Raw genomic sequence first — 21,797 nt, 5'->3', positions numbered from 1 at the left:
GGTCCTGGTACATCCAGGGCCTGCTATTTTTTATCCCTGAATCCCTTTTCCGTTCCTGCCATTTTTAACCAAACGCTGGCATTGGTCGCGCACTTGGTGGTTATGTTGGGGAATGACCGATTCTTTGAATTCGCATCCAGGCGAACCGCATGATCTGAACTTCGCCGAACGTCTCAACTGGCTGCGCGCCGGGGTGCTCGGAGCCAACGACGGCATTGTTTCGGTAGCCGCGACAGTTGTTGGCGTCGCCGGCGTCACCAACCACACCGCCCCGATCATCACTGCCGGAATGGCCGCGGTCATCGGCGGGGCCATCTCGATGGCACTGGGCGAGTATGTTTCGGTCAGCAGCCAACGAGACTCGCAGCGTGCCCTGGTAGAGAAGGAACGCCAAGAGCTGCGTGAAGATCCCGAAGCTGAGCTCACTGAGCTTGCCGGGATCTACCAGGCGAAGGGGCTGAGCAAGCACACCGCGATGCAGGTGGCTACCGAACTAACCGAACATGATGCGTTGGCGGCCCACTTGTCCGCCGAGTTGAATATCGACGAAGAAGAAGTCGTCAATCCTTGGCATGCTGCGTATGCTTCGGCGGTGGCATTTATTGTTGGGGCCATCCTGCCCATGTTGGCCATCTTGTTACCGCCAGAAGAAATTCGCATTCCGGTGACCTTCGTTGCGGTACTTGCCGCGCTTGCCCTCACCGGGACGCTCAGCGCCTACATCGGCGGAAGCTCCAAGCACGTTGCCGCACTTCGACTGGTGATAGGTGGTGCGCTGGCCTTAGCTGCGACGTTCATTATTGGTTCGCTGCTTGGCTCCAGCGGGATCATTTAGTGCAATCGAATTTGCCGCTGTGCTCGGTGGCCGCACAGCCACGGCGCATCTGTATAGCGACGGGTATCTTCGATGACTCGCTGTGAAGTCTGATTCCATGGCGCGCATCGAATTCGCTCCACTTGATCTCGTCGTAGCCGTGCACCAAGGCATTGATGTGTGTTTTGCCGGGCTGAAGCTGAGCACCGTTCCTCCGCCTTGGCAGGAGTACTCGGAAGACTACGATGCGGTGGACTCTTCGGGTTTTGAGTTCAAGCTACGGAGCCTAGCCAACGATGTGACCCGTGAACTAGATGCAGGATTCAATAAAAATCTTGAGATCTGGAACGCTCAGGTCAAAGAGTTTGGAGCGTCTGTGGCCGGCAGGGCACCATCACTACCGAGCGACATCTTTTTCGAGCACATCTGTGCCCAAGTCGAAGACGATTTGGGCACGGAATACGTTTGGATAGGCGGCGAGATGGCGAGCTTCGACGCGCCATGGGAAGCTACGTGGATCTATTCGCCCGCTCCTCCCGAGGACGCCGAGCATTTGGTATTGAAATTCGTCGTGGACGGACTCGAAACGGGCCACAGCTGCACCATGGATCTGAGGTCTTAGCACAAAGCGCAAGAACAACGCATCACTCACCTTTACTGAAGCGACGGCGCAAGATACGCAATACATTGACCATGCTGCGAGAATCTGGGCGGTTGCTGCCGCGCAACGCGATCACAAGCCCCTGCCCGAAGACGGCAGCAATGCTTTGGCCGGCATTCACCGTCGCCTGGCATTGCCGGAAGCCAGGCTCGTGGTGGCGTCCAAGGCCACAGTTCCAGCAGGATTTACTATCAGCTCACCCCACGATGGCTATCTGGAAATCTACTACGTCGCCGTTGCGCCGAATTTCTGGGGGCAAGGCGTCGCTCGCGAACTCTTGGCCGACGTCGATCGCCACGCTCAGAACGCCGGCGTCCAAGAACTGCGCTTATGGGTGATCGCCGAGACTTCGAGGGCAACCGACTTGTACCAGGCCAACGGCTACCGAGATTCTGGTCAGGAACTCGCAGATGAAACCACTGGACGTATTGAATTGCTGCTGTCTAAAACAATGGGCTAGAACGTTTGTGACGAGAACTGCGACTGCTACTCCCCCCACTCCAGCGGATAACTCCTCGCTGAAGCTCAGAGTTTCTGTTCCCACCTGTCGCGAGGGTTGACTCCATTCTCATGATTCATGCGGATACGCTGGGAACGTGGCTACTCAACGTGGATTCGCAGTTCTGTGGGCAGCATCTTCGTTGTCCAACCTTGCAGATGGGGTGGCCTTTATTGCGGTTCCGCTGATCGCAGCTTCTCTAACTCAGGATCCACGCCTGATCGCCGGACTGTCGTTGTGCTACGCCGTAGTACGTCTACTCTTCGCTTTACCCGTTGGAGTCTGGGTGGACCGACTCGACCGGCGCACTTTGTTCAGCGCAGCAAATGTCCTGCGTGGCATCGCCCTGCTGTTCCTAGCATTGGCCTTTCATTTCTCCGGCCCGAATCTACTGGTGCTCTATCTGGCCATGGCATTTATCGCTATCTTGGAGGGCACCGCAGACACCGTGGCGATCGCCTTACTGCCACAACTGGTAGGCGACAAAAAACTGGATCAAGCAAATAGCCAGATCACTGCCACACAGTTGATCACCGATGAATTCGCGGGCCCTCCTCTCGGAGGAGTTCTTTTCGCCTTCGCCGCTGCCATCCCTTTATATTCAATGGGAGGACTTTGGGCCGTTGCTGGACTGATCGCTCTTGCGTTGCCTCGCAGCGCACCTCCAACAGTTGATTCCGACGAGCGCCAACGCATTTGGGCTGAGGCTAGGGAAGGAATTCGTTGGCTTCTGAAGCACCGATTGGTTGGGGCCTTGTCGATGATCAGCGGTTTAGCCAGCGTCGGGTACATGATGGCTTTTTCCATTTTGGTGTTATTTGCCAATGAAAAACTTGGACTGGATTCCACCGGTTACGGACTTCTGCTCTCATTTTCTGCGCTCGGTGGCCTGGCTGGAAGCGCCATCACTCCGAAGCTTCGACGCAGTCTGGGATATCGCAATGTGATACTTGGAAGTCTTGCACTGGGATCGCTGAGTTTGGGTGTACTCGCGTTCAGCACAACGGCGTTGTTGGCCGGCATCATGCTGGCGTTGTACATCATGCACGCAGTGATTTGGAATATCTGTTCGCTATCCCTGCGTCAGCGGCTGGTCCCTGAGCACCTGATGGGTAGGGTCAGTGCAGCCAGTAGGGTCCTCGGCTTAGCCGGTCTGGCGTTGGGGTCCACACTCGGAGGATTTGTGGGTCATGTCAGCCTCATATTAGCGGTAGCCTCCGGAGCAGCCGTCTTCGTGCTTTGCGTGGGGCTAGCTTGGATAGGCGTTGAGAAGGAGCCTGACTCCACCTGCTAAAGAAGGCAATTAACGCAGAATCAGCTCTGGCAGATGAAGTACGGATCAATTCACCTGAGGTGCTTGCTAGTGGCTTGTGGTTATCCACGTGGTTCATACTTGTGCTGGCATCTCATGTTCCATTTCGCCTTCTGCGTAGCCGTGTAGGCTTTGGCTATGCCACGCATAATTTCAGCGCCAATGGATCTCGTAATCGCCACGCACCGCGGGGTGGATATTCGTTTTGAGGGTGCCAACCTGACCTCGGATCTCCCCTATTCCCGTTATGTCACGGACGGCGATACTGGCTTGGAATTCCATTTGCGGGGTGTCACCAACGATGAAACCCGGCGGTTAGATACGCAGTTCTACTCCGCTTTGGAATTGTGGAGCTCAAAAATAAAGGAACAGGGCGCGGACCAAGCAGATCCTGCACCACAAATGCCTAGCAATTCAATAATTGAACCCGTCAAGGCCAACATTACCGATGACGTTGGGACCAGCTATATTTGCGTTGGCGGACGCATCGGTGGCACAGGAACGGATTGGGACGCCACTTGGATCTATTACCCGGCCCCACCCCCTGATACGCAACAACTAATCTTGGAATTCACAATTTCAGGCGTCCCGACAGACCAATCTTGCATTATCGAGTGGCAGGCTCCGGCGAATGAACGCTGATCCAGCGACAGGGATAAGAATGGTCGTTTTCGACGTCGGGCTGCTGGCATATCGACTTTCACTTTTTCAGCGATGTTCGGATCACTGATTGAGCGTTCTATGGATCATCGACTGATTTGGAAAGAACTCGGCATTCAAGCCCCAGACCATGTGGGACAAATACTCTCCTCGGATCTCTACCACGACGCAAGGTCTGCACTTCGCGCCCTCCAAGGTATTGGCTTGAGCGTCGGCATTGCTGGCAACCAGCCCGAGGGTGCCATCAAGCAATTAGCGGAAACAGGAATCTCGGCCGACTTTGTCGCTTCTTCCACCCAATGGGGCATAGCCAAACCAGACGAGAAATTCTTTGCTCGTGTCATGGAAGAATCCGGGCTGGCCGCTGATGCCATTCTTTACGTTGGAGATCGACTAGACAACGACGTTCTGCCCGCCCGGAAGTCGGGAATGAAAACAGCTTTCATTATTCGGGGCCCTTGGGGACATATCCATGCGCGTCGTCCCGAAGCGAATCTTGCCGACTACCGAATTCAATCTCTAGAAGAATTGGTTCACCTTTTGGCTTAGCTTCATCCTCGTTGGGCAAGGCCGTTAAGCCAGACCACGGAATGCCAGCCGGATCTACAGGTGCTCGTTGAACGACGACATCAAAGCCTTGCAGCAACAGCCCGGCAGACAGGCTCCTGGCATCTACAGGGATCTTCGCGGCAGCCGGTCCTTCCATGTGCTCACTTACCGGCATTCTCCAGTTCACCCGAGGCTGCGCCCGACGTAGCGGGCCACCCGCGCCAACTATTCATCGCCGCCATTGGGCCCAAGAACATGCCAAGAATCGGTGTTCGTGTCAGTCAGCTTAAAAGCCAGCTCGAGACCGACCTCTCCTAGGCTTTAACCACCACAGGCCCCGCACCCACTGAAGGGTACGGGGCCTGCGGACAGTGGCTCAGCTACTGGAGCATGGTCTTGTCATCAAGCTGCGCACCCTTGATCTTGCCGAATTCATCGAGCAGATCCTGGACGGTCATCTTGGATTTCTCTTCCTGGTTCAAATCCAGGATGATCTGCCCGTCGTGCATCATGATCAGCCGGGTGCCCAGTTGCAAGGCCTGTTCCATATTGTGCGTGACCATCAAGGTGGTCAGCTGGTGGCGCTCGACAATTTCCTTGGTCAAGCGCGAGACCAGCGCGGCACGCTGCGGATCAAGAGCTGCGGTGTGCTCATCGAGCAGCAGGATCTTGGGCTTGGAGAAGGTAGCCATCAGCAAGCTCAACGCCTGGCGCTGTCCGCCAGAAAGCAGGCCCACCTTGGTCTTCAGGCGGTTTTCCAGACCGAGTTCCAAGGACTTGAGCTCTTCGACAAACAGTTCGCGGCGCTTGGATCCAACACCCAGGCCTAGGCCGCGGAAGCGTCCACGGGCGTAGGCCAGGGCCATGTTCTCCTCGATGGACATGGTCGGCGCGGTGCCGGCCATAGGGTCCTGGAAAACGCGGCCAATGTACTTGGCCCGCTTGTAGTCAGCCAGCTTGGTGACGTTCTTGCCGGCGATGGTCACCGAACCGACATCTGGCTGCAGCTTGCCTGCCACCATGTTCAGCACGGTGGATTTGCCGGCGCCGTTGGAGCCGATGACGGTGACGAATTCACCGTCGGCCAGGTTCAGGTTGATATTGCGCAGCGCCTTGCGCTCGTTGACGGTTCCCGGGAAGAACGTGCGCGACAGGTTCTTGATTTCAAGCATTGGTGCGAACCTCTTCCTTGGATTCGGTAACGGGCTGCGGGCGCTTCTTGACGCTCTTGAGGACCTTCTGGAAACCCTTCCACTTGGGCAGCAGCAGGGCCAGGACCACCAGGACCGCGGAAATCAGCTTCATGTCGTTGACTTCCAGGCCGGCCGAAAGCGCCATCTGGATTACCAGGCGGTAGATCACTGCACCGAAGACCACGGCGATGGCCGCGAGCCAGATGTAGCGCTGGGTGAAGATGGCTTGGCCGACGATGACCGATGCCAGGCCGATCAGGATCAGGCCGATGCCCATGCCGATATCGGCGAAGCCCTGGTACTGGGCGATGACCGCACCGGAAAGGGCGACCAGGCCGTTGGACAGGGCCAGGCCCAGGATTTTCTGGTTATCGGTGCTCACGCCGAAGGAGCGGATCATTTCCTGGTTGTCGCCGGTAGCGCGCATGGCCATGCCCAGTTCGGTGTGCAGGAACCAGACGATTGCAGCCACGAAGACCAGGCAGACGGCGAAGAGGATGGAGACCGAAGCCCACGAGCCCAGGATTCCCGAGGCGCGCATCGGGCTGATCAAGGTGTCCTCGCCCAGCAACGGGGTGTTGGCCTTGCCCATGATGCGCAGGTTGATCGAGTACAGCGCGATCATGGTCAGGATACCGGCCAGCAGGCCATCGATCTTGCCCTTGGTATGCAGCAGGCCGGTAATGACACCGGCAACCATGCCGGCGAAGAAGGCCAGCACCGTGGCCAGCCAGGGATTCATCCCGTTCACGATGCCCACCGAGGCGACGGCGGCACCAGTGGTGAAGCTGCCGTCGACGGTCAGGTCAGGAAAGTCCAGGATACGGAAGGTCAGGTACACCCCGAGCGCCATGATGGCGTAAATCAGGCCGAGTTCAACCGCTGTGATCATGTGTGGATCCTTGAGTTGTAAGTTTTGCGAGTAGTCACAACGAAAGGCGAGGCATCAGGTTATGCGCCTCGCCTTGCGTCGGTAAATTGGTGCCGGGGCCTAGTAGACCTCGACGGCTTCAGCCTTCATCTCATCGGTGAATTCGATGCCGACCTTCTTGGCGGCGTCTTCATTCAGGTAGAGATCAACTTCGGAGATGGTTTCCACTGGCAGGGTGGCTGGTTCAGCTTCGCCCTTGAGCAGCTTCACGGCCATGGCAGCGGTCTGCTCGCCCAGCTTCTCGTAGTTGATGCCGTAGGTTGCAGTAGCGCCGCGCTTGACGGACTCGCCATCAGCGGAGATCACGGGAACACCGTTCTTCTGGGCTACCTGCAGCAGGCCTTCCAAGGCGGAAACCACTGCGTTGTCAGTTGGCACGTAGTACGCGTCGACATCCAGCGAGCTGGCTGCCTGCTGGACTTCGCTGGAAGCCGAAACTGCTGCTTCCTCGATGGTCAACCCCAGTGACTTGGCAGCTTCCTTGGCCATCTTGACCTGGACTGCCGAGTTGGCTTCACCCGAGGAGTAGACGATGCCGACCTTCTTGGCATCCGGCGCCAGCTCCTTGAGCAGCTGAAGCTGCTCGTCAACCGGGTTCATGTCCGAGGTACCGGTGACGTTGGCGCCCGGTGCTTCGTTGGAGGCAACCAGCTTGGCGTCAACCGGATCGGTTACTGCGGAGAAGAGTACCGGGATGTTGGTGATCGCCTGCGCTGCGGCCTGTGCCGAAGGGGTAGCCACCGCCAGTACCAGATCGATATCCGAATCGGCGGCGAGCTTGCCGGCGATCGAGGTATTGGTCGCCTGATCGGTTTCGGCGTTGTTCTCGTCGTAGCTGATCTTGTCGCCGGTGTAGCCTGCTTCTTCCATGCCGGCCTTGAAGCCGGTGACGACTGCGTCAAGTGAAGGGTGCGAGACGAACTGCGAGATGCCGATCTTGACAGCGTCGTCGCCCCCGGCGGCGCTGCCTTCCGGTTCGCTGCCGCCGCAGGCGGTCAAGGCCAGTGCACCAGCGGCTGCGATGGCAGCGAATTTCATGGCGGTGAAGCTCTTCATTGAAGTTCCTTTCAAAGTTCCCTTGCGAGTGAATCCCACCGATAGCGCGTACACCTAGTTATGAAGCGCAACTAGTGCGCAACATACGGGAACCGCCTAGGCATCACGTCGATGATTACCCTCGATCTTACATGTGAAAGACCTCACCTTGACTACAATCAAGGTCGATTCATAGACGTTTGCATCTTGAATTCGATTCTTGTGGACACAAATGCTCCTCTTGGCTCAAGAATCTGGAAGTTTTGTATTTACCAACCTGAAGTTGTCGACAATTGCTTGGACAATCTGAAAATTTGACTCGCTTGCCGCTGTACACGCATTCGCTTTTCCTGCCCCGAAATGCGCTTCGGCCCGGCGGCCACCACGAAAATGCGCGACGCGAATAGAATGGGAACATCATGGCGCTCAGCATTACGTATCCCGAAGCCCTTCCCGTCTCTGCCCGCCGCGAGGACATCCTCGCCGCGGTGCGCGAAAACCAGGTCGTGGTGATCGCCGGCGAAACCGGTTCGGGCAAAACCACCCAGCTTCCCAAGATGCTCATCGAACTCGGCCTGGCCGAGAAGGGCATGATCGGGCACACCCAGCCGCGCCGCCTGGCCGCGCGCACCGTGGCCGAGCGCATCGCCGAGGAAATGGGCACCGAAATCGGCGAGGAAGTCGGCTTCCACGTGCGCTTCACCGGCGAAGTTTCGCGCAAGACCAAGCTGAAAGTCATGACCGACGGCATCCTGCTGGCCGAAATCAAGCGCGACAAGCTGCTGAAGAAATACTCGGCGATCATCATCGACGAGGCCCATGAGCGTTCGCTGAACATCGACTTCCTGCTGGGCTACCTCAAGCAGATCATGCCCAAGCGTCCCGAGCTGAAGATCATCATCACCTCGGCCACCATCGACCCGCAGCGCTTCGCCGAGCACTTCGGCAAGGCACTTCCCAGCGGCGAAATCGAACCTGCCCCGATCCTCGAAGTGTCCGGCCGTACCTTCCCCGTAGAGCTGCGCTACCGCCCGCTGCAGGCCGAGCCGGCTTTGGAAGAAGACGAGGCCGCGGAGAACTCGCTGGAAGAAGAGCGCGACCCGCTGGATGCGGTCACCGACGCGGTCAAGGAACTGAGTCGCGAAGCACCCGGTGACATCCTGATCTTCTTCTCCGGCGAGCGCGAAATCCGCGATGCCGCCGAAGCCTTGCGCGCCATGGTCACCGCCAACAAGCGCCTGCCGCGCTATGAGGTGCTCCCCTTGTTCGCCCGGCTTTCGCTGGCCGAGCAGCACCGGGTCTTCCACCCCGGTGGCGCACCGCGCATCATCCTGGCCACCAACGTCGCCGAAACCTCGCTGACCGTGCCGGGCATCAAATACGTGATCGATACCGGTACCGCCCGCATTTCGCGCTATTCGCACCGCACCAAGGTGCAGCGCCTGCCGATCGAGCGCGTTTCCCAGGCCAGCGCCAATCAGCGTTCGGGTCGTTGCGGCCGTGTGTCCGAGGGCATCGCCATCCGCCTGTACGCCGAGTCCGACTACGAGTCGCGCCCTCAGTTCACCGACCCGGAAATCCTGCGCACCAACCTGGCCAGCGTGATCCTGCAGATGATCTCCATGGGCGTGGTCGCCTCGGCCACCGAGGTGTCCAGCTTCCCGTTTGTCCAGCCGCCCGAGGCCAAGGCCATTACCGATGGCGTGAACCTGCTGCGCGAACTCGGTGCGCTGGAGCAGAACAAGGCCGCGAAGCTGACCGAGACCGGTCGGGCGCTGGCGGTGCTGCCGCTGGATGTGCGCCTGGGCCGGATGATTGTCGAATCCGCGCAGCGCGGGGTCGCCAAGGAAGTGATGGTGCTGGCCGCTGGCCTGAGCATCCAGGACCCGCGCGAGCGTCCCAGCGAGGAGACCGGGCAGCGTGATCGTGCCGTGGAGCTGCATAAGCGCTTCGCCGATGACAAGTCCGACTTCATTGCGCTGCTGAATCTGTGGGCCTACCTGCAGGAGCAGCAGAAGGAATTGTCCTCATCGGCCTTCCGCCGGCTGTGCAAGTCCGAATTCATCAACTACCTGCGCGTACGCGAATGGCAGGATCTGTTCACCCAGCTGCGCCAGCTGGCCAAGCCGCTGGGCATCACCATCCCGGCCGCACCGATCGATCCGGCGGCCAACGAGGATGCTGTGCACAAGTCGCTGCTCTCCGGGCTGCTGGGGCACATTGGCCTCTATGATGAGCGCAAGCGCGACTACCTGGGCGCGCGCGGCACCCGTTTTGCGATCTTCCCCGGCTCGGGCCTGTTCAAGAAGTCCCCGACCTGGGTGATGTCCGCCGAGCTGGTGGAAACCTCGCGGCTGTGGGCCCGGACCAATGCGGCCATTGACCCCGCATGGGTGGAGGAGCTGGCTCCGCACCTGCTCAAGCGCACCCATTCGGAGCCGCACTGGTCCAAGCGCACCGGTTCGGTGATGGGCTATGAGAAGGTCACGCTCTTCGGGCTGCCGATCATCCCGCGCCGCCAGTTCCACTATTGGCGGGTGGACAAGGATTTGGCCCGCGAGCTGTTCATCCGCCATGCCCTGGTGGAGGGCGATTGGCGTACCCACCACAAGTTCTTCGCCAAGAACCGGGCGCTGCTCGAAGAGGTCGAAGAGCTCGAAACCCGCATGCGCCGCCATGACCTGCGCATTTCCGATGAGGATCTGTTCGCGTTCTACGACGCGCGGGTGGGCGCCGAGGTCTACTCCGAACGCCACTTCGACCGCTGGTGGAAGCAGGCGCGGGCCACCGATCCAACGCTGCTGGACTTCGATCCCGAGGCGCTGCTGGTTGAGGGCGACTCGGTGGATGAGAGAGCATTCCCCACCACCTGGCAGCTGGGCAGCATCCACCTGCCCCTGAGCTATGAGTACAACCCGGCCGCTGCGGCCGGGGAGGGCGATGGCGTGTCGCTGAGCGTTCCGGTGGTGTTCTTGAACCAGCTGGATCCTGCGCGCTTCGCGTGGCTGATCCCGGGGTTGCGCCATGAGCTGCTCACCGCGCTGATCCGTTCCATGCCCAAGGCGATCCGCAAGAACTTCGTGCCAGCCCCGGATGTGGCGGGCAAGGCGCTGGCCATGCTGGAGGCGGACTTCGACCCGGCCACCGATGACCTGGCCGAATCCCTGGCCCTGGTGCTGCGCCGGCTGCGCGGCATGGTGGTCGATCCTTCGGTCTTCGATTTCTCGACGCTGCCTGCGCACCTGCGCTTCGGCTTCACCGTGACCGATGGGGCCGGCAAGGTGCTGGGCAGCGGCGATGACCTGGCCGCCTTGCAGTACAAGTTCGCCGCAGCCAACCGCGCCGCACTGGCCAGCGGGGTCAACTCCCCCGGGGCCGCCACCGGCAAGCCTGCTGTGCCTGGCAAGCCTGCGGCCGCGTCAAAGGGGCAGTCCAAGAAGAAGGGGGCCGCGGCCACCGCCTCGGCGGCCAGCGGCGCCTGGGACCAGAAGTCGCTGGATCATTGGCCGCAGTTGGCCTCCGCTGGGGAAACCCTGGGCGATACGCTGCCTGCTAAGGTCACCACCACGGTGATGGGCCAGCAGATCACCGCCTACCCGGGGCTGATGGACACCGGCGAGAAGGTCGACCTGAGCGTTTTCCGCACCGAGTCCGAACGCGATGCCGCGCACCGCACCGGCGTCATCCGGTTGCTGATGCTGCGCTTGCCGCCTGCCGGGAAGTTCGTGATTTCGCACCTGAAGAACGCTGAGAAGCTGGTGTTCACGCAGAATCCGCACGGGTCCATCGAGAAGCTGATTGCCGACTGCACCATGGCCGCCGTGGACCAGCTGGTGCCCGAGAAGCTGCCGATGAATCGCGCCGAATTCGAGGCGCTGTTCGAGGCGGTGCGTGCCGAGCAGATCGACACGGTCTTCACGATCACCGCGATCGTGGCGAAGGTCTTCGGCTCCTCCACGCGGATCAACAAGGACCTGAAGAGCACCAACTCCTTGGCCATGTTCGCCGCGGTCACCGATATCCGCTCGCAGCTTGAGCAGCTGATCTATCCGGGGTTCATCGCGGCCACCGGAGCAGCGCACCTGATGCGCCTGCCACGCTATGTGCAGGGCATCGAGACGCGCTTGGAGAAGCTGCGCGGCGGTGCGGTCACCCGTGATTCGCAGGCCCTGGTGGTCATCCAGAAGCTGGAAGACGAATATGATGCGGCCTTGGATCGGGTTCCTGCCGGGGCCCGGGTGCCGGCAGGTCTGGCGCAGGTGAAGTGGATGCTGGAGGAAATGCGCATCTCGCTGTTCGCCCAGGAATTGGGCACCGCCTATTCGGTCAGCGAAAAGCGCATCCGCAAGGCCATCAAGGACGGGCTGGAGCAACTGTAGCGCCGGTGCCGCGTCCCGCCACGGGCGTGGCGATAACCTGCACGTCATCTTCGTAGATGATGATGCCAGGAGCGTCGCTTTCCAGCTTCTCCCAGCCGATCTGGTGCGCGTCGAGCAACCTCAAATAGGGCTCGACGCGCTCCAGCAGGTGCTGCGCACTGTCCTTGAACCACGCCACTGCGCCCGGGTTGCGCGCATGGTCGTAGACCGCCGGCTGGCAGTCGCTCGGATTCGGATAGGCAGCGTCGTACCAGTCATTCCCGGCCCGCCAGATGGCGTGTTCCGCGACGGTAAGATTCCCGCCATGGCCCAAGCCATTGGCCAGCGCGAAAATCCCCAGGTGCACACCGCGCAGGTTTGGCACCGGCGACTGGTAGCGAATGAATTTCAAGCTTAAGCTTCGGGAACGAATTCCCCGTGGCCATCCTCGCGCAGGCCCGCGCGCAGCGCTTCGGCGTTATTGTCCATGGCCGCCGGATCGGGATTATCGGCCGCATTGGACAGGTCGAAATCCGCCAGCGAGTTGGTCGGCCACACATGCACATGCAGGTGCGGCACCTCGAAACCGGCGATCATCAATCCGGCGCGCTGGGAGGTGAAAACGCGCTTCTGCGTGCGTCCGATCTTCGTGGCGACCAGTGTCAGGTGCGCCACCAGCTCATCGGAGGCATCGGTGAACTCGTCGACCTCTTCGCGCGGAACGACCAGGGTGTGCCCATCGGACAGCGGCCCGATGGACAAGAAGCCCACACAGGTCTCGTCCTTCCACACGAAGTGGCCCGGGATTTCCCCGTTGATGATCTTGGTGAACAGCGTACTCATTGCTGCCTTTCTTGCTTGTTGGCGAAATTCTAGCGGCGGTGCTTCTCATCGCTGGTGGCCACCGGCGCATCGGTGTAGGAGCAGTATTCCGACCAGCTTCCCGGGTACAGCGCCAGTTCAATCCCGGCACTGGCCGCGGCCAATACCTGATGCGCCGCGGTGATCCCGGATCCGCAGTAGGCGGCCGATCCGCTGCGCTGGGCATCGAGCTTCAAGAAACTATCATGCAGCACCTCGGGGTTGCGGAAGCGCATCTGCGCGTCGAGGTTGTCGGTGGTGGGGCGGTTCAGCGCCCCGGGGATGTGCCCGGCCACCGGATCCACCGGTTCCTCGATGCCCAGGTAGCGTGCGGTGGCCCGCGAATCGATCAGCGTTCCTTCCAGCGCATCGAGCTCGTCGAACTCCACGACCGGCATCCGGCCCCAGGACAGGGACACAGTGCCGGCAGCGGGCTGCTGATAGCCCAGTGCCAGTTCCCCGCCGGCATCGCTCCAGGCGGCCAGCCCGCCATCGAGCACCTGCACGGCATCGAAACCGGCATGGCGCAGCACCCACCAGGCCCGCGCGGCGGCCAGCGCCCCGGAATTGTCGTACACCACCACGTGGCTCTCGGCGTTGATCCCCCAGCTGCGCGCGGCAGCTTCGAAATCCGCCGGCAGCGGCAGCGGGTGGCGCCCGGTGTGCTCGCCCGGTGCGGACGAAAGCTCCTTTTCCAGGTCCACGAACACCGCGCCAGGAATATGCCCGGCGGCATAGCTCTGCGCCCCGTCATCGCGGCCCAGCACCCAACGCACATCCAATAAGACCGGCTTCTGCCCGGCAGCCAGCGCTTCGCGAAGCTGACTGGCGCTGATCAATGGGTTCATCACTGCTTGCCTCCCACCATTTTCTGCAAATCATGTTCGATGCCCTGTTCCACCCGCAGGTAGGTGCATCCCTGGCGCGCGGCGATAGCCCCGAGCTGGCGGTCGAACAGCCCCAGTCCTTGCTCGTTGAGCAGACCGTCGTGGATCGGCATCCAGCACCTGGCGTTAACCGATACCGCGAAGTCCGCGGCCTCGGCCATCTTGCCCCACGGCGCCATCACCGGCAGCATCAGCACATCTGGCTGCGCGCCGAAAGGCACCTCGTAGCTGTCACCCGGGTGGAAGACCTCCAGCTGCCCCACCGCCCGGTCCCCCAGCAGGTAACCGACATTGGCGATGCGCGGAATCGTATGGTGGATGGTCGCATGCGTGCCGCCAAAGGTCCGCACCCGGATGCCGCCGACGATGAAGTCGGAGCCGGCCTTCACGACCACCACCTGGGATTGCGCCGCTGGGGGCAGCTGCTCGCGCAGCGCCTTGGCCAGTGCGGCCGGTGCGTACAGCTCCAGCACCGAGTTCGTTTCCAGGGCCTCGATGATGGCCGGCTGGTCGGCGTGGTCGGCATGCTCGTGGGTGATCAACACGGCATTGATGCCGTCGAACGCGTTCTCAAGCTGCGAAAAACCGCCCGGATCCAGTAATACCTTGCCGTCGATCGTGGCCAATTCAATGCAGGAATGGCCCCTTGGTGTGATACGCATATCCTTAGCGTAGGCTCAGCGCCCCGCCCGTGCCAGAGCCAGACACGCATTGCGGCCGAAAGTTGGCTAAAATTGAGGGAAACCACAGGTGATTGGCCCAGTTCGCTGGCCGGCCACCGGTCCGCAACAACGTCAAGGAATGGTGCACGTCGATGTCCCAGCCAGAAACCCGGGTCACCAAGCAGCGCCTGGCCGTCACCGAGGCACTGACCGAGGTCGATGATTTCGCCACCGCCCAGCAGCTGCACCGCTGGCTGCAGGATTCAGAGAAGAAGGTTTCGCTGGCGACGGTGTACCGCCTGCTGCAGTCCATGGCCGATGACGGCCTGGTCGACGTGCTGCGCAGCGGCGATGGCGAAGCGCGCTTCCGCCGATGCGTGACCGAGGTGCACCACCACCACTTGGTCTGCCGCGTCTGCTCCAAGACCGTGGAAGTCCTGGCCCCCTCCGTGGAGCGCTGGGCCGCCCGCGTCGCTGCCGAACATGATTTCTCCGACCCGGAGCACACGGTGGAGATCTATGGTCTCTGCGCTGACTGCCGCGCCATATCCAAAACGGATTCCACCCCGGCTTCCTAGGCTTTTTGCGGTCGCCGGCGCATTCCGAGCACCACTTTCGCCTCTGTGCCGGAGTTATCCCCAGCGATAATAATCGAAGACATATTCGAATATTGGGAGTATGATTATGGTATGTCCGCAGCAAAGGTGCACGGAAACGGCCTAGCCCCCGCGAGCGATCAGGAAGAGCTAGATTCCCACCTGATCCAGCTGGAAAACGACCTGTCGAGGATCCAAGACCACGGCAGCAAAACACAGTGCGCCCAAGCCATCGCCTCCATCGAAGAGCGGATTTCCTCCCTTCGCTACCAGCAAGCTGGCCTGGCTCATCAGCTGGAAAAAGAAGTCCTGCGCGAAAATGAAGAACGCGGCACAAACATCGATGACCAGGTCCGCGGAGCAGCCAGCCAGGTAGCCATTGCCCGTAAGCGCCCGCAACGCGGTTCTCGCAGTTTCCTGTCCAATTGCCGCATCCTCTTCGAAGACACCCCTAACATCGCCAGCGCTTACTCACGCGGTGAATTTACCGAAGCACAGATTCAAGCGATGCTCACTCCCCTGCAAGATGTCCGGCCATTACGCCGGTCCCAGTTTGACGAGATATTCGGGCAGAACCCAGACATGTTTGAATCCATGGGCCCCAAGCGCATCAAGGAAACCGTCACCAACTTCACCGTTAAATACACCTCTGACCGTGAAGACAAAAAGCTCAAGGAAGCCAACGCCGAACGCTACGTCCGCTTCCACAAAGACCGCGAAGCAGGATGCGTTTTCCTCCACGCACGGCTTCCCATTGTCGGCGGCACCGGTTTGCAGATGACATTGCGAGAGCAATCCCTGCGCATCAAGCGCAAGGGTGATCCACGCACGCGCACCCAGATTCAGGCAGACTTGCTCTCCCGCTACATGTTCTTCGATGAAAATGCGGAACAGAAGATCAATGTCCAGCTCGGTCTGATCATGACCGATAAATCATTGTTCATGGGAGATCGCGAACCCGCTTACCTGGAAGGCTACGGCTTCATTCCTGCCCAGACAGCCCGGGAACTGATTGGCGGCCACCAAATCCCCAACGAACTGACCTTCGAGGAAATGGAAGCCAAAATTACCCCGGAAAATATTGAGCGGATCGAAGTAATGACCGAAATAACGCGTCTTTACACCGCACCCGGGGATCAGGAACTGATCACGATGGATTCTAAAGCCCGGATCTTCCCGGAGAAGCTCAAGAAGTTCATCAGAATCCGTGACCGGCACTGCCGCACCCCATTCTGCGACGGGCTGGTCGAAGAAACTGACCACGTGACCCAATTTGCCCGCGGCGGCAAGACCAGCGTGTCCAATTCTGCCGGTCGCTGCGAAATCTGCAATAAGGCAAAACAAGCTCCCGGGTGGTACGAGTACACCGCATTCCGGGATAACTATTCGATGATGATCTGTCCGGGTTCAACAATGTCCTATCGGTCCACTGCTCCCCCGGCAACCGGATACATGCATAAGCCGTTCCCGCAATTAATGCGCGATTCCAAATGGTTCAAGGACTTCAAAGAACGGCTGAAAAATCCCGACCCGCCACAGATCGACGACAGCTAGAATGCTTCACGCGTCTAGCGGCGCTGGTCCCGCGCGGCCGCATTGCACCACCGGGAACCCGCGTCATTTATGCGCCTTGGCGCACCAAGGCCATCCCCGGACCGGATAGACCTGTCGCATGCTCGCCACGTCCGCTTAGCAGCATCAGCAGTTCAAGGCGACTTCCAACAATCTGTGGGCCGATCCCCAAGCGGAAAGTCCCGTCCTGGCTGCATAGCTGGACCTTGCTCGCCAGTTCCTTGGCTCCACCAACGCCTTGCGGGGTGGCAGCCTGATATCTGATTGCCGGTTCCAGCGCCTTTTTTGGATAAGACCGTTGCAGGCCCACAGCACGTCGGATATCTTCCCCATGGGCAATTTCCTCGACCAAGCGGCTGGCCACAGGCACCGGCGGGGTGCAGCGCAACGCTGCAACCTCAACGAGCTTCTGCAGTGTTCCCTCAGGAGCCGAAGCTTTCATCTCAGCTACGCCATTGTCGTTCTGCCGGTCCAGGCTGAATCCGGCCTTGGCCATGGCGATAAACAGGCGGAAGAACGTCGTCCGAGCGTTATCCGCCAGATGGGCTGCTACGTCATGGACACTCCAACCGGCACAAAGCGAAGGAACCTCCCATGAGGCCGCGTCCAAGGTTTCCAGATCGTCGATTAACGCAAGGCGTTCAGCATGGACCATCGGCCAGATTTCATGGGCTGGAATTTTACGCATACCCCAGCTTTGCCGGTGGAGGTGTTGCTAGTCAATCTGTCAGGGGCGCAGGCGCCCGATGCCCTGAGGCTGGGCCTAGACCTGGTGCCGGCGCGGGGAACGCATGGCTTCCACTCCACGGCAGATTACGTAGATCACGAAGGAAATCGTGGTGACGTATGGGCTGATAGGCAAAGAACCGGCCAATGCCAGCAGAATGCCGCCCACAACAGCAAGTTCGGCAAACACAATCGAGAGCACAACGGTGATGATCGGATTGGAGCTCACTCGCATGGCCGCTGCAGCTGGCGTGATCAGCAATGCCAATACCAGCAAGGCACCGACAACTTGAATTGTCACGGCAACAGCCAACGCCAGAATCATCATGAAGATAATCGACAGGCCAGAGGTGCGCACGCCACGGGCGTTGGCAACTACGGGATCCACCGACGCGAAGGTCAGCGGGCGCCAAACGAGCAGCAACGCGATCACCACCACAGCAGAAAGCGCCAGCATTCCATTGAGCTGCACGTCATCCACGGCAACGATCTGTCCAGTCAGCAAGCCGAACTTATTGGCGCTTCGTCCCTCGTATAGCGAGATGAACAAGATGCCCAGGCCCAGGCCGAAGGGCATGAGCACACCGGTAATAGAATTACGATCTCTGGCCCTGGTCCCGAGGAAGCCGAGAATCAGGGCGGCGATCAGTGAGCCCAATACCGAACCGGTGACCACATCGGCGCCGATCAGCAACGCAAAAGCCGCACCGGCAAAAGAGAGTTCAGCGATGCCGTGCACGGCAAATGCCATGTCGCGCATCATGATGAAGATGCCAATCAGGCCGCCGACGACGCCTAGGACAGCGCCGGCAATCAATGAGTTACTGACCAAAGGAAGCAGCAACGCGTAGTCCTGGAAGTTAAAGGCTTTTTCTACGAGGTCGGAAAAGTTCATCTCCTGCTCCTACTTTCCCGCCGCTAGGTCGATGTCTTCAGCATGGTCATGCCCATCAGCCGGCAACGCACGATTACCGTCTCCGGAGACCACCACAATGCGGCCGTTCACCCGCAGCACCTCTACCGGTGCGCCATAGAGCTTGGTGAGCACCGAAGATTGCATGACTTCGTCCACACTGCCCAGATGGAAGCGTCCTTCGGCCAGGTACAGGACCCGATCCACGTAGGGCAGGATCGGATTGATCTCGTGGGTTACGAAAACTACTGCGCTGCCGCGCTCCACCGCTTGGCGGTGGATCACTTCGCTGATCGCCTGCTGGTGATTCAGGTCCAAGGAGAGCAACGGCTCATCGCAGAGCAAAACCCGGGGATTGCTGGCCAACGCCTGAGCGGCGCGCAAGCGCTGCTGTTCGCCACCGGACAGGTCAGACACCGCACGGTTGGCGTAAGCGGTAGCTCCGACCATTTCCAGCAGTTCATCAACCTTGCCGCGTACCGACTTGTGAGCCAGGCGAACACCGAGCTTCGTGCCATCGAGGCCCAGCGCTACCAGATCGCGAGCGCGCAGCGGAACATTGTCGCCAAAGGGGCGCTGCTGCGGGATCAATCCGACCACGGATGATCCCCGGCGTACCGGCTCGCCTGCAATCGAGACACTGCCGCGGTTCAGTGCGGTTGTGCCCAGCATCGTGTTGATGAAGCTGGTCTTGCCTGACCCGTTGGGTCCGAGAACGGCAAGGAACTCCCCCGCCGCAATGGACAGGTTCAGTTCTTCCCAGAGCACGCGCGAGCCATAGGCAAGACGCGCGTCTTCAAATCTGACGATGGGGCTCTGTGTCATTGACTGCTTTCTAGCTTGTGCTGGCTGAGGATGGGCCGGCAACGAAAAACTGCGGTGCCCTCAATGGACACCGCAGTCAATCCTACCAGTTGCGAGTCATTCGCAATACGAGTTCAAGCGTGAGTTTGAGCTATTTTGCTTGCTTCTCACTGCGCGGAGGGTTCACGCGCTTACGCGTGGTATCGGTAATTTCACCGACCAGCACCTCAATGACATCTTCCAGGAAGACCACACCGATAGTTGAACCCGACTCGTCGACGACGGCCGAAAGGTGGTTGCCTTCCTGGCGCATCGCTTCCAGAGCGGCTTCGATTTCGGTGTCCTGGCCCAAGCGGCCCAACGGGTGCAGCGGCAGATCCAGCAAAGGCTGCGTGGAGTGCGCATCATCGATGAGCATCACGTCCTTCACATGCCAGTAGCCCACAGGAACCTCGTTCTTGGTAATCACCATGCGCGAGAACCCAGTCTTGCCGACCTTCTTCTCGAACTCGCGTGCCGTGGTCTGCCCGTATTCCAAAGTGAACAGGTCATCGATCTTCACCATGCAGCTGCGCGCAGTGACCGAGGAGAATTCCAGCGCCTTGGTCAGGCGAGCGGCATCGTCTTCATCCAGCGCGCCCTCTTCCGAGGAGGTATCGATGATCGAACGAACTTCAGCGGCAGTGTACGAGCTGGCCACTTCGTCCTTCGGCTCGATGCCAAAGGCATGCAGCACCAGGTTGGCAATGCCGTTCAGCGATGCGGTAATCGGGGTGAGCACCTTCGACAGGCCTACCAGCGGCATGGCCAGCAGCAGCACGGCCTTATCGGCAACGGACACCGAGATGTTCTTCGGCACCATCTCACCGAAAGTCACGTGCAGGAAGGTCACCAGAACCAGGGCAATCAAGAACGCGACAGTGTCGGCAACGGACGAAGCCATGCCGATCATCGTCAGCGGCTCAGCCAACAGGTGGTGGATCGCAGGTTCGGAGATATTCAGGATCAGCAGCGAGCAGACGGTAATGCCCAGCTGGCACACCGCCAGCATGATCGAAACATGCTCCATGGCATACAGCGCAACCTTCGCGCGCTTATTGCCTTCGTCGGCCAGCGGCTCAATTTGCGAACGGCGCGCGCTCATGACCGCGAATTCACCAGCAACGAAGAACGCGTTGCCGGCCAGCAGGACAACTAGCCAGATCAGGCCCATGACATCACTCATCGTCGGCCTCCTGCGCTGGTGCTGCTGGTTCGAAGCGAACCTGGGAAATGCGGCGGCCATCAAGCTCGGTCACAGTGAATACGCCATGCTCGGTTTCGACCCGGTCGTTGAGTTCAGCCAGGCGGCCCAGTTCGGCGAGCATGAAGCCGCCGATGGTTTCGTAGCTGGATTCTTCCGGGATGACGTCGTTATCGAAGTTCTCGTTGATCTGGTCCGGGCGGTACATGCCCGGGAACAGCCAATTGCCATCAGGCTGGGTGACAGCCTCTTCCTCGTCTTCGTCGTGCTCGTCGGATACTTCGCCGACGATTTCCTCGACCAGATCTTCCAAGGTGACCAGCCCCGCGGTTCCACCGTATTCGTCCATCACGATCGCGACTTGGAATTCGGCGGCACGCAGCTGCTCGAGCAGCACGTCCAGGTGGATGGTTTCGGGCACATACAGTGCGTCACGGGCGAACTCGCCGACCTGCAGCGCTTCGCGGCGCTCGCGAGGCACCGAGACAATGGCCTTGACGTGGCAGATGCCCTGGATTTCATCGGTGGAGCCGGTGGTGACCGGGAAGCGCGAGAAACCGGTGTCGGCGCTGACCTCGATCAGTTCGGAGAGCGCAGCCTCGGAATCGATGGTGGACATCGAAGTTCGCGGGGTCATTACGTCGGCCGCAGTGCGCTCGGAGAATTCAATCGTGGATTCCACGAAGCGGGCGGTTTGCAGGTCCAAGGTTCCCAGCTGGGCCGAACGGCGCACCAGCGAGGCCAATTCCTGAGAGGAACGGGCGGCAGAGATTTCTTCCTTGGCTTCAAGGCCGAAGAATTTGCGCAAGACCGCATTTGAAAAGCCGTTGAGCACGATGATGGCGGGCTTGAAGATGGCGGTGAAGACCAGCTGCGGACGGGCCAGCAGCTTGCCGACCTTCATCGCCTGGGCGATTGCCATGTTCTTCGGGACCAATTCGCCGATCAGCATCGAAAGCAAGGTGGCAACGACCATGGAGACCACCACGGCGATGGCCAACGCGCTTGCCGCAGGCACCCCGAATTGTTCCATCAGCGGTTCGAGCAGGGCGCTCATCGCTGGTTCCAGCACGTAACCGGTCAGCAGCGTGGTCAAGGTAATACCCAGCTGGCAGCTGGAAAGCTGGGTGGAGAGGGAAGTCAAGCACTGCAGCAGTGGCTTGGCGCCGCGTTCACCGTTGTCAACGGCGCGCTGCACGGTGCTCTTATCCAAGGCGACCATGGAGAATTCCACGGCCACGAAGAAGCCAGTGCCGAGAATCAGCAACAGGCCAAAAAGTATTGAGAGCCATTCCATAGGTGCTTATCGCCACCTATTCAATGGCGTGCGAAGTTCAGTTTCAGTACCGATCAGGCGGCAACTAGAAGGCTCCAAACGGGAGGCAGAACTTCCTGAACATGGACTATTGTGGCCGGCACTGCGCCCTTGGGCGGCACACCGGTTTGGAGAGTGAGATTCCATAGTGCGAATTAGTCTATCGAACCGAGCGCCATTGTGCACCACTTCGAGAATCGCTCGCT

21 protein-coding genes are annotated in these 21,797 nt (G+C 59.9%); 9 read left to right on the top strand and 12 right to left on the bottom strand.

The window, feature by feature from the left end; all coding sequences use genetic code 11:
- The first annotated feature begins 112 nt into the window (after window positions 1–112).
- The 6 genes from AARI_RS06885 to AARI_RS06860 all read left to right on the top strand — a co-directional run bounded on the left by AARI_RS06885 (window position 113) and on the right by AARI_RS06860 (window position 4,495).
- The gene (locus AARI_RS06885) at window positions 113–835 is read left to right on the top strand and encodes a VIT1/CCC1 transporter family protein (protein ID WP_013348608.1); all 723 of its coding nucleotides are present in this window, start codon (window positions 113–115) and stop codon (window positions 833–835) included.
- 97 nt (window positions 836–932) lie between these two features.
- Complete coding sequence (locus AARI_RS06880) at window positions 933–1,436, top strand: hypothetical protein (protein WP_013348607.1); 504 nt, start codon at window positions 933–935, stop codon at window positions 1,434–1,436.
- Between the two features lie 145 nt (window positions 1,437–1,581).
- Complete coding sequence (locus tag AARI_RS06875; RefSeq protein WP_013348606.1) at window positions 1,582–1,935, top strand: GNAT family N-acetyltransferase; 354 nt, start codon at window positions 1,582–1,584, stop codon at window positions 1,933–1,935.
- 136 nt (window positions 1,936–2,071) lie between these two features.
- Window positions 2,072–3,268 carry an MFS transporter gene (locus tag AARI_RS06870; RefSeq protein WP_013348605.1) on the top strand — a complete coding sequence of 399 codons (1,197 nt, stop codon included), beginning with the start codon at window positions 2,072–2,074 and terminating at the stop codon, window positions 3,266–3,268.
- Between the two features lie 156 nt (window positions 3,269–3,424).
- Complete coding sequence (locus AARI_RS06865; RefSeq protein ID WP_157867111.1) at window positions 3,425–3,928, top strand: hypothetical protein; 504 nt, start codon at window positions 3,425–3,427, stop codon at window positions 3,926–3,928.
- Window positions 3,929–4,027: 99 nt separating this feature from the next.
- Entirely contained in the window at window positions 4,028–4,495 is a 468-nt protein-coding gene (locus tag AARI_RS06860; protein ID WP_157867110.1) for an HAD family hydrolase, read from the top strand.
- A 380-nt stretch (window positions 4,496–4,875) separates the two neighbouring features.
- Here the strand turns inward: AARI_RS06860 and AARI_RS06855 are convergent, their stop codons facing one another.
- The 3 genes from AARI_RS06855 to AARI_RS06845 form a co-directional block, all read right to left on the bottom strand.
- The gene (locus AARI_RS06855) at window positions 4,876–5,667 is read right to left on the bottom strand and encodes an ABC transporter ATP-binding protein (protein ID WP_013348603.1); all 792 of its coding nucleotides are present in this window, start codon (window positions 5,665–5,667) and stop codon (window positions 4,876–4,878) included.
- Window positions 5,660–6,580, bottom strand: a complete 921-nt coding sequence (locus tag AARI_RS06850) for an ABC transporter permease (protein WP_013348602.1) — start codon at window positions 6,578–6,580, stop codon at window positions 5,660–5,662. The genes AARI_RS06855 and AARI_RS06850 overlap by 8 nt, the downstream gene beginning before the upstream one ends.
- Before the next feature lie 99 nt (window positions 6,581–6,679).
- Entirely contained in the window at window positions 6,680–7,675 is a 996-nt protein-coding gene (locus AARI_RS06845) for an ABC transporter substrate-binding protein (RefSeq protein WP_013348601.1), read from the bottom strand.
- A 398-nt stretch (window positions 7,676–8,073) separates the two neighbouring features.
- Here AARI_RS06845 and hrpA point away from each other — a divergent pair, with 398 nt between their 5' ends.
- The gene (gene hrpA, locus AARI_RS06840; protein ID WP_013348600.1) at window positions 8,074–12,033 is read left to right on the top strand and encodes an ATP-dependent RNA helicase HrpA; all 3,960 of its coding nucleotides are present in this window, start codon (window positions 8,074–8,076) and stop codon (window positions 12,031–12,033) included.
- Here hrpA and AARI_RS06835 read toward each other — a convergent pair.
- From AARI_RS06835 to AARI_RS06820, 4 genes are read right to left on the bottom strand one after another with little or no spacing between them, the layout of a single operon-like run.
- A complete protein-coding gene (locus tag AARI_RS06835; protein ID WP_013348599.1) occupies window positions 12,008–12,424 on the bottom strand; it encodes a hypothetical protein in 417 nt (138 codons plus the stop codon). The genes hrpA and AARI_RS06835 overlap by 26 nt on opposite strands.
- Window positions 12,425–12,426: 2 nt before the next feature.
- Window positions 12,427–12,855, bottom strand: a complete 429-nt coding sequence (locus AARI_RS06830; RefSeq protein WP_013348598.1) for an HIT family protein — start codon at window positions 12,853–12,855, stop codon at window positions 12,427–12,429.
- Between the two features lie 29 nt (window positions 12,856–12,884).
- Window positions 12,885–13,721 (bottom strand): sulfurtransferase, encoded by an 837-nt coding sequence (locus tag AARI_RS06825; RefSeq protein WP_013348597.1) that lies wholly within the window; start codon window positions 13,719–13,721, stop codon window positions 12,885–12,887.
- Window positions 13,721–14,422: an MBL fold metallo-hydrolase gene (locus AARI_RS06820; protein WP_013348596.1), complete on the bottom strand. Its 702-nt coding sequence runs from the start codon at window positions 14,420–14,422 to the stop codon at window positions 13,721–13,723. The genes AARI_RS06825 and AARI_RS06820 overlap by 1 nt, the downstream gene beginning before the upstream one ends.
- Before the next feature lie 152 nt (window positions 14,423–14,574).
- Between AARI_RS06820 and AARI_RS06815 the strand changes: the two genes are divergently transcribed.
- Together AARI_RS06815 and AARI_RS06810 are read left to right on the top strand one after the other, a co-directional pair.
- A complete protein-coding gene (locus tag AARI_RS06815) occupies window positions 14,575–15,000 on the top strand; it encodes a Fur family transcriptional regulator (RefSeq protein ID WP_013348595.1) in 426 nt (141 codons plus the stop codon).
- Window positions 15,001–15,111: 111 nt separating this feature from the next.
- Window positions 15,112–16,572: an HNH endonuclease gene (locus AARI_RS06810; RefSeq protein ID WP_013348594.1), complete on the top strand. Its 1,461-nt coding sequence runs from the start codon at window positions 15,112–15,114 to the stop codon at window positions 16,570–16,572.
- A 67-nt stretch (window positions 16,573–16,639) separates the two neighbouring features.
- Here AARI_RS06810 and AARI_RS06805 read toward each other — a convergent pair whose 3' ends face one another.
- The 5 genes from AARI_RS06805 to AARI_RS06785 form a co-directional block, all read right to left on the bottom strand.
- Window positions 16,640–17,278 (bottom strand): maleylpyruvate isomerase family mycothiol-dependent enzyme, encoded by a 639-nt coding sequence (locus AARI_RS06805; protein ID WP_013348593.1) that lies wholly within the window; start codon window positions 17,276–17,278, stop codon window positions 16,640–16,642.
- A 75-nt stretch (window positions 17,279–17,353) separates the two neighbouring features.
- Window positions 17,354–18,211, bottom strand: coding sequence for a metal ABC transporter permease (locus AARI_RS06800; RefSeq protein ID WP_013348592.1), 858 nt, complete (start codon window positions 18,209–18,211; stop codon window positions 17,354–17,356).
- Window positions 18,212–18,220: 9 nt separating this feature from the next.
- Window positions 18,221–19,054 (bottom strand): metal ABC transporter ATP-binding protein, encoded by an 834-nt coding sequence (locus tag AARI_RS06795; protein WP_013348591.1) that lies wholly within the window; start codon window positions 19,052–19,054, stop codon window positions 18,221–18,223.
- 130 nt (window positions 19,055–19,184) lie between these two features.
- The gene (locus tag AARI_RS06790; protein ID WP_041648621.1) at window positions 19,185–20,258 is read right to left on the bottom strand and encodes a hemolysin family protein; all 1,074 of its coding nucleotides are present in this window, start codon (window positions 20,256–20,258) and stop codon (window positions 19,185–19,187) included.
- On the bottom strand, window positions 20,251–21,573 hold the full coding sequence (locus AARI_RS06785; RefSeq protein WP_013348589.1) for a hemolysin family protein: 1,323 nt from the start codon (window positions 21,571–21,573) through the stop codon (window positions 20,251–20,253). The genes AARI_RS06790 and AARI_RS06785 overlap by 8 nt, the downstream gene beginning before the upstream one ends.
- Window positions 21,574–21,797: the final 224 nt, after the last annotated feature.

The organism is Glutamicibacter arilaitensis Re117, from assembly GCF_000197735.1.
Taxonomy (GTDB): Bacteria; Actinomycetota; Actinomycetes; order Actinomycetales; family Micrococcaceae; genus Glutamicibacter; species Glutamicibacter arilaitensis.
This window is presented reverse-complemented; position numbering and strand designations above follow the sequence as displayed.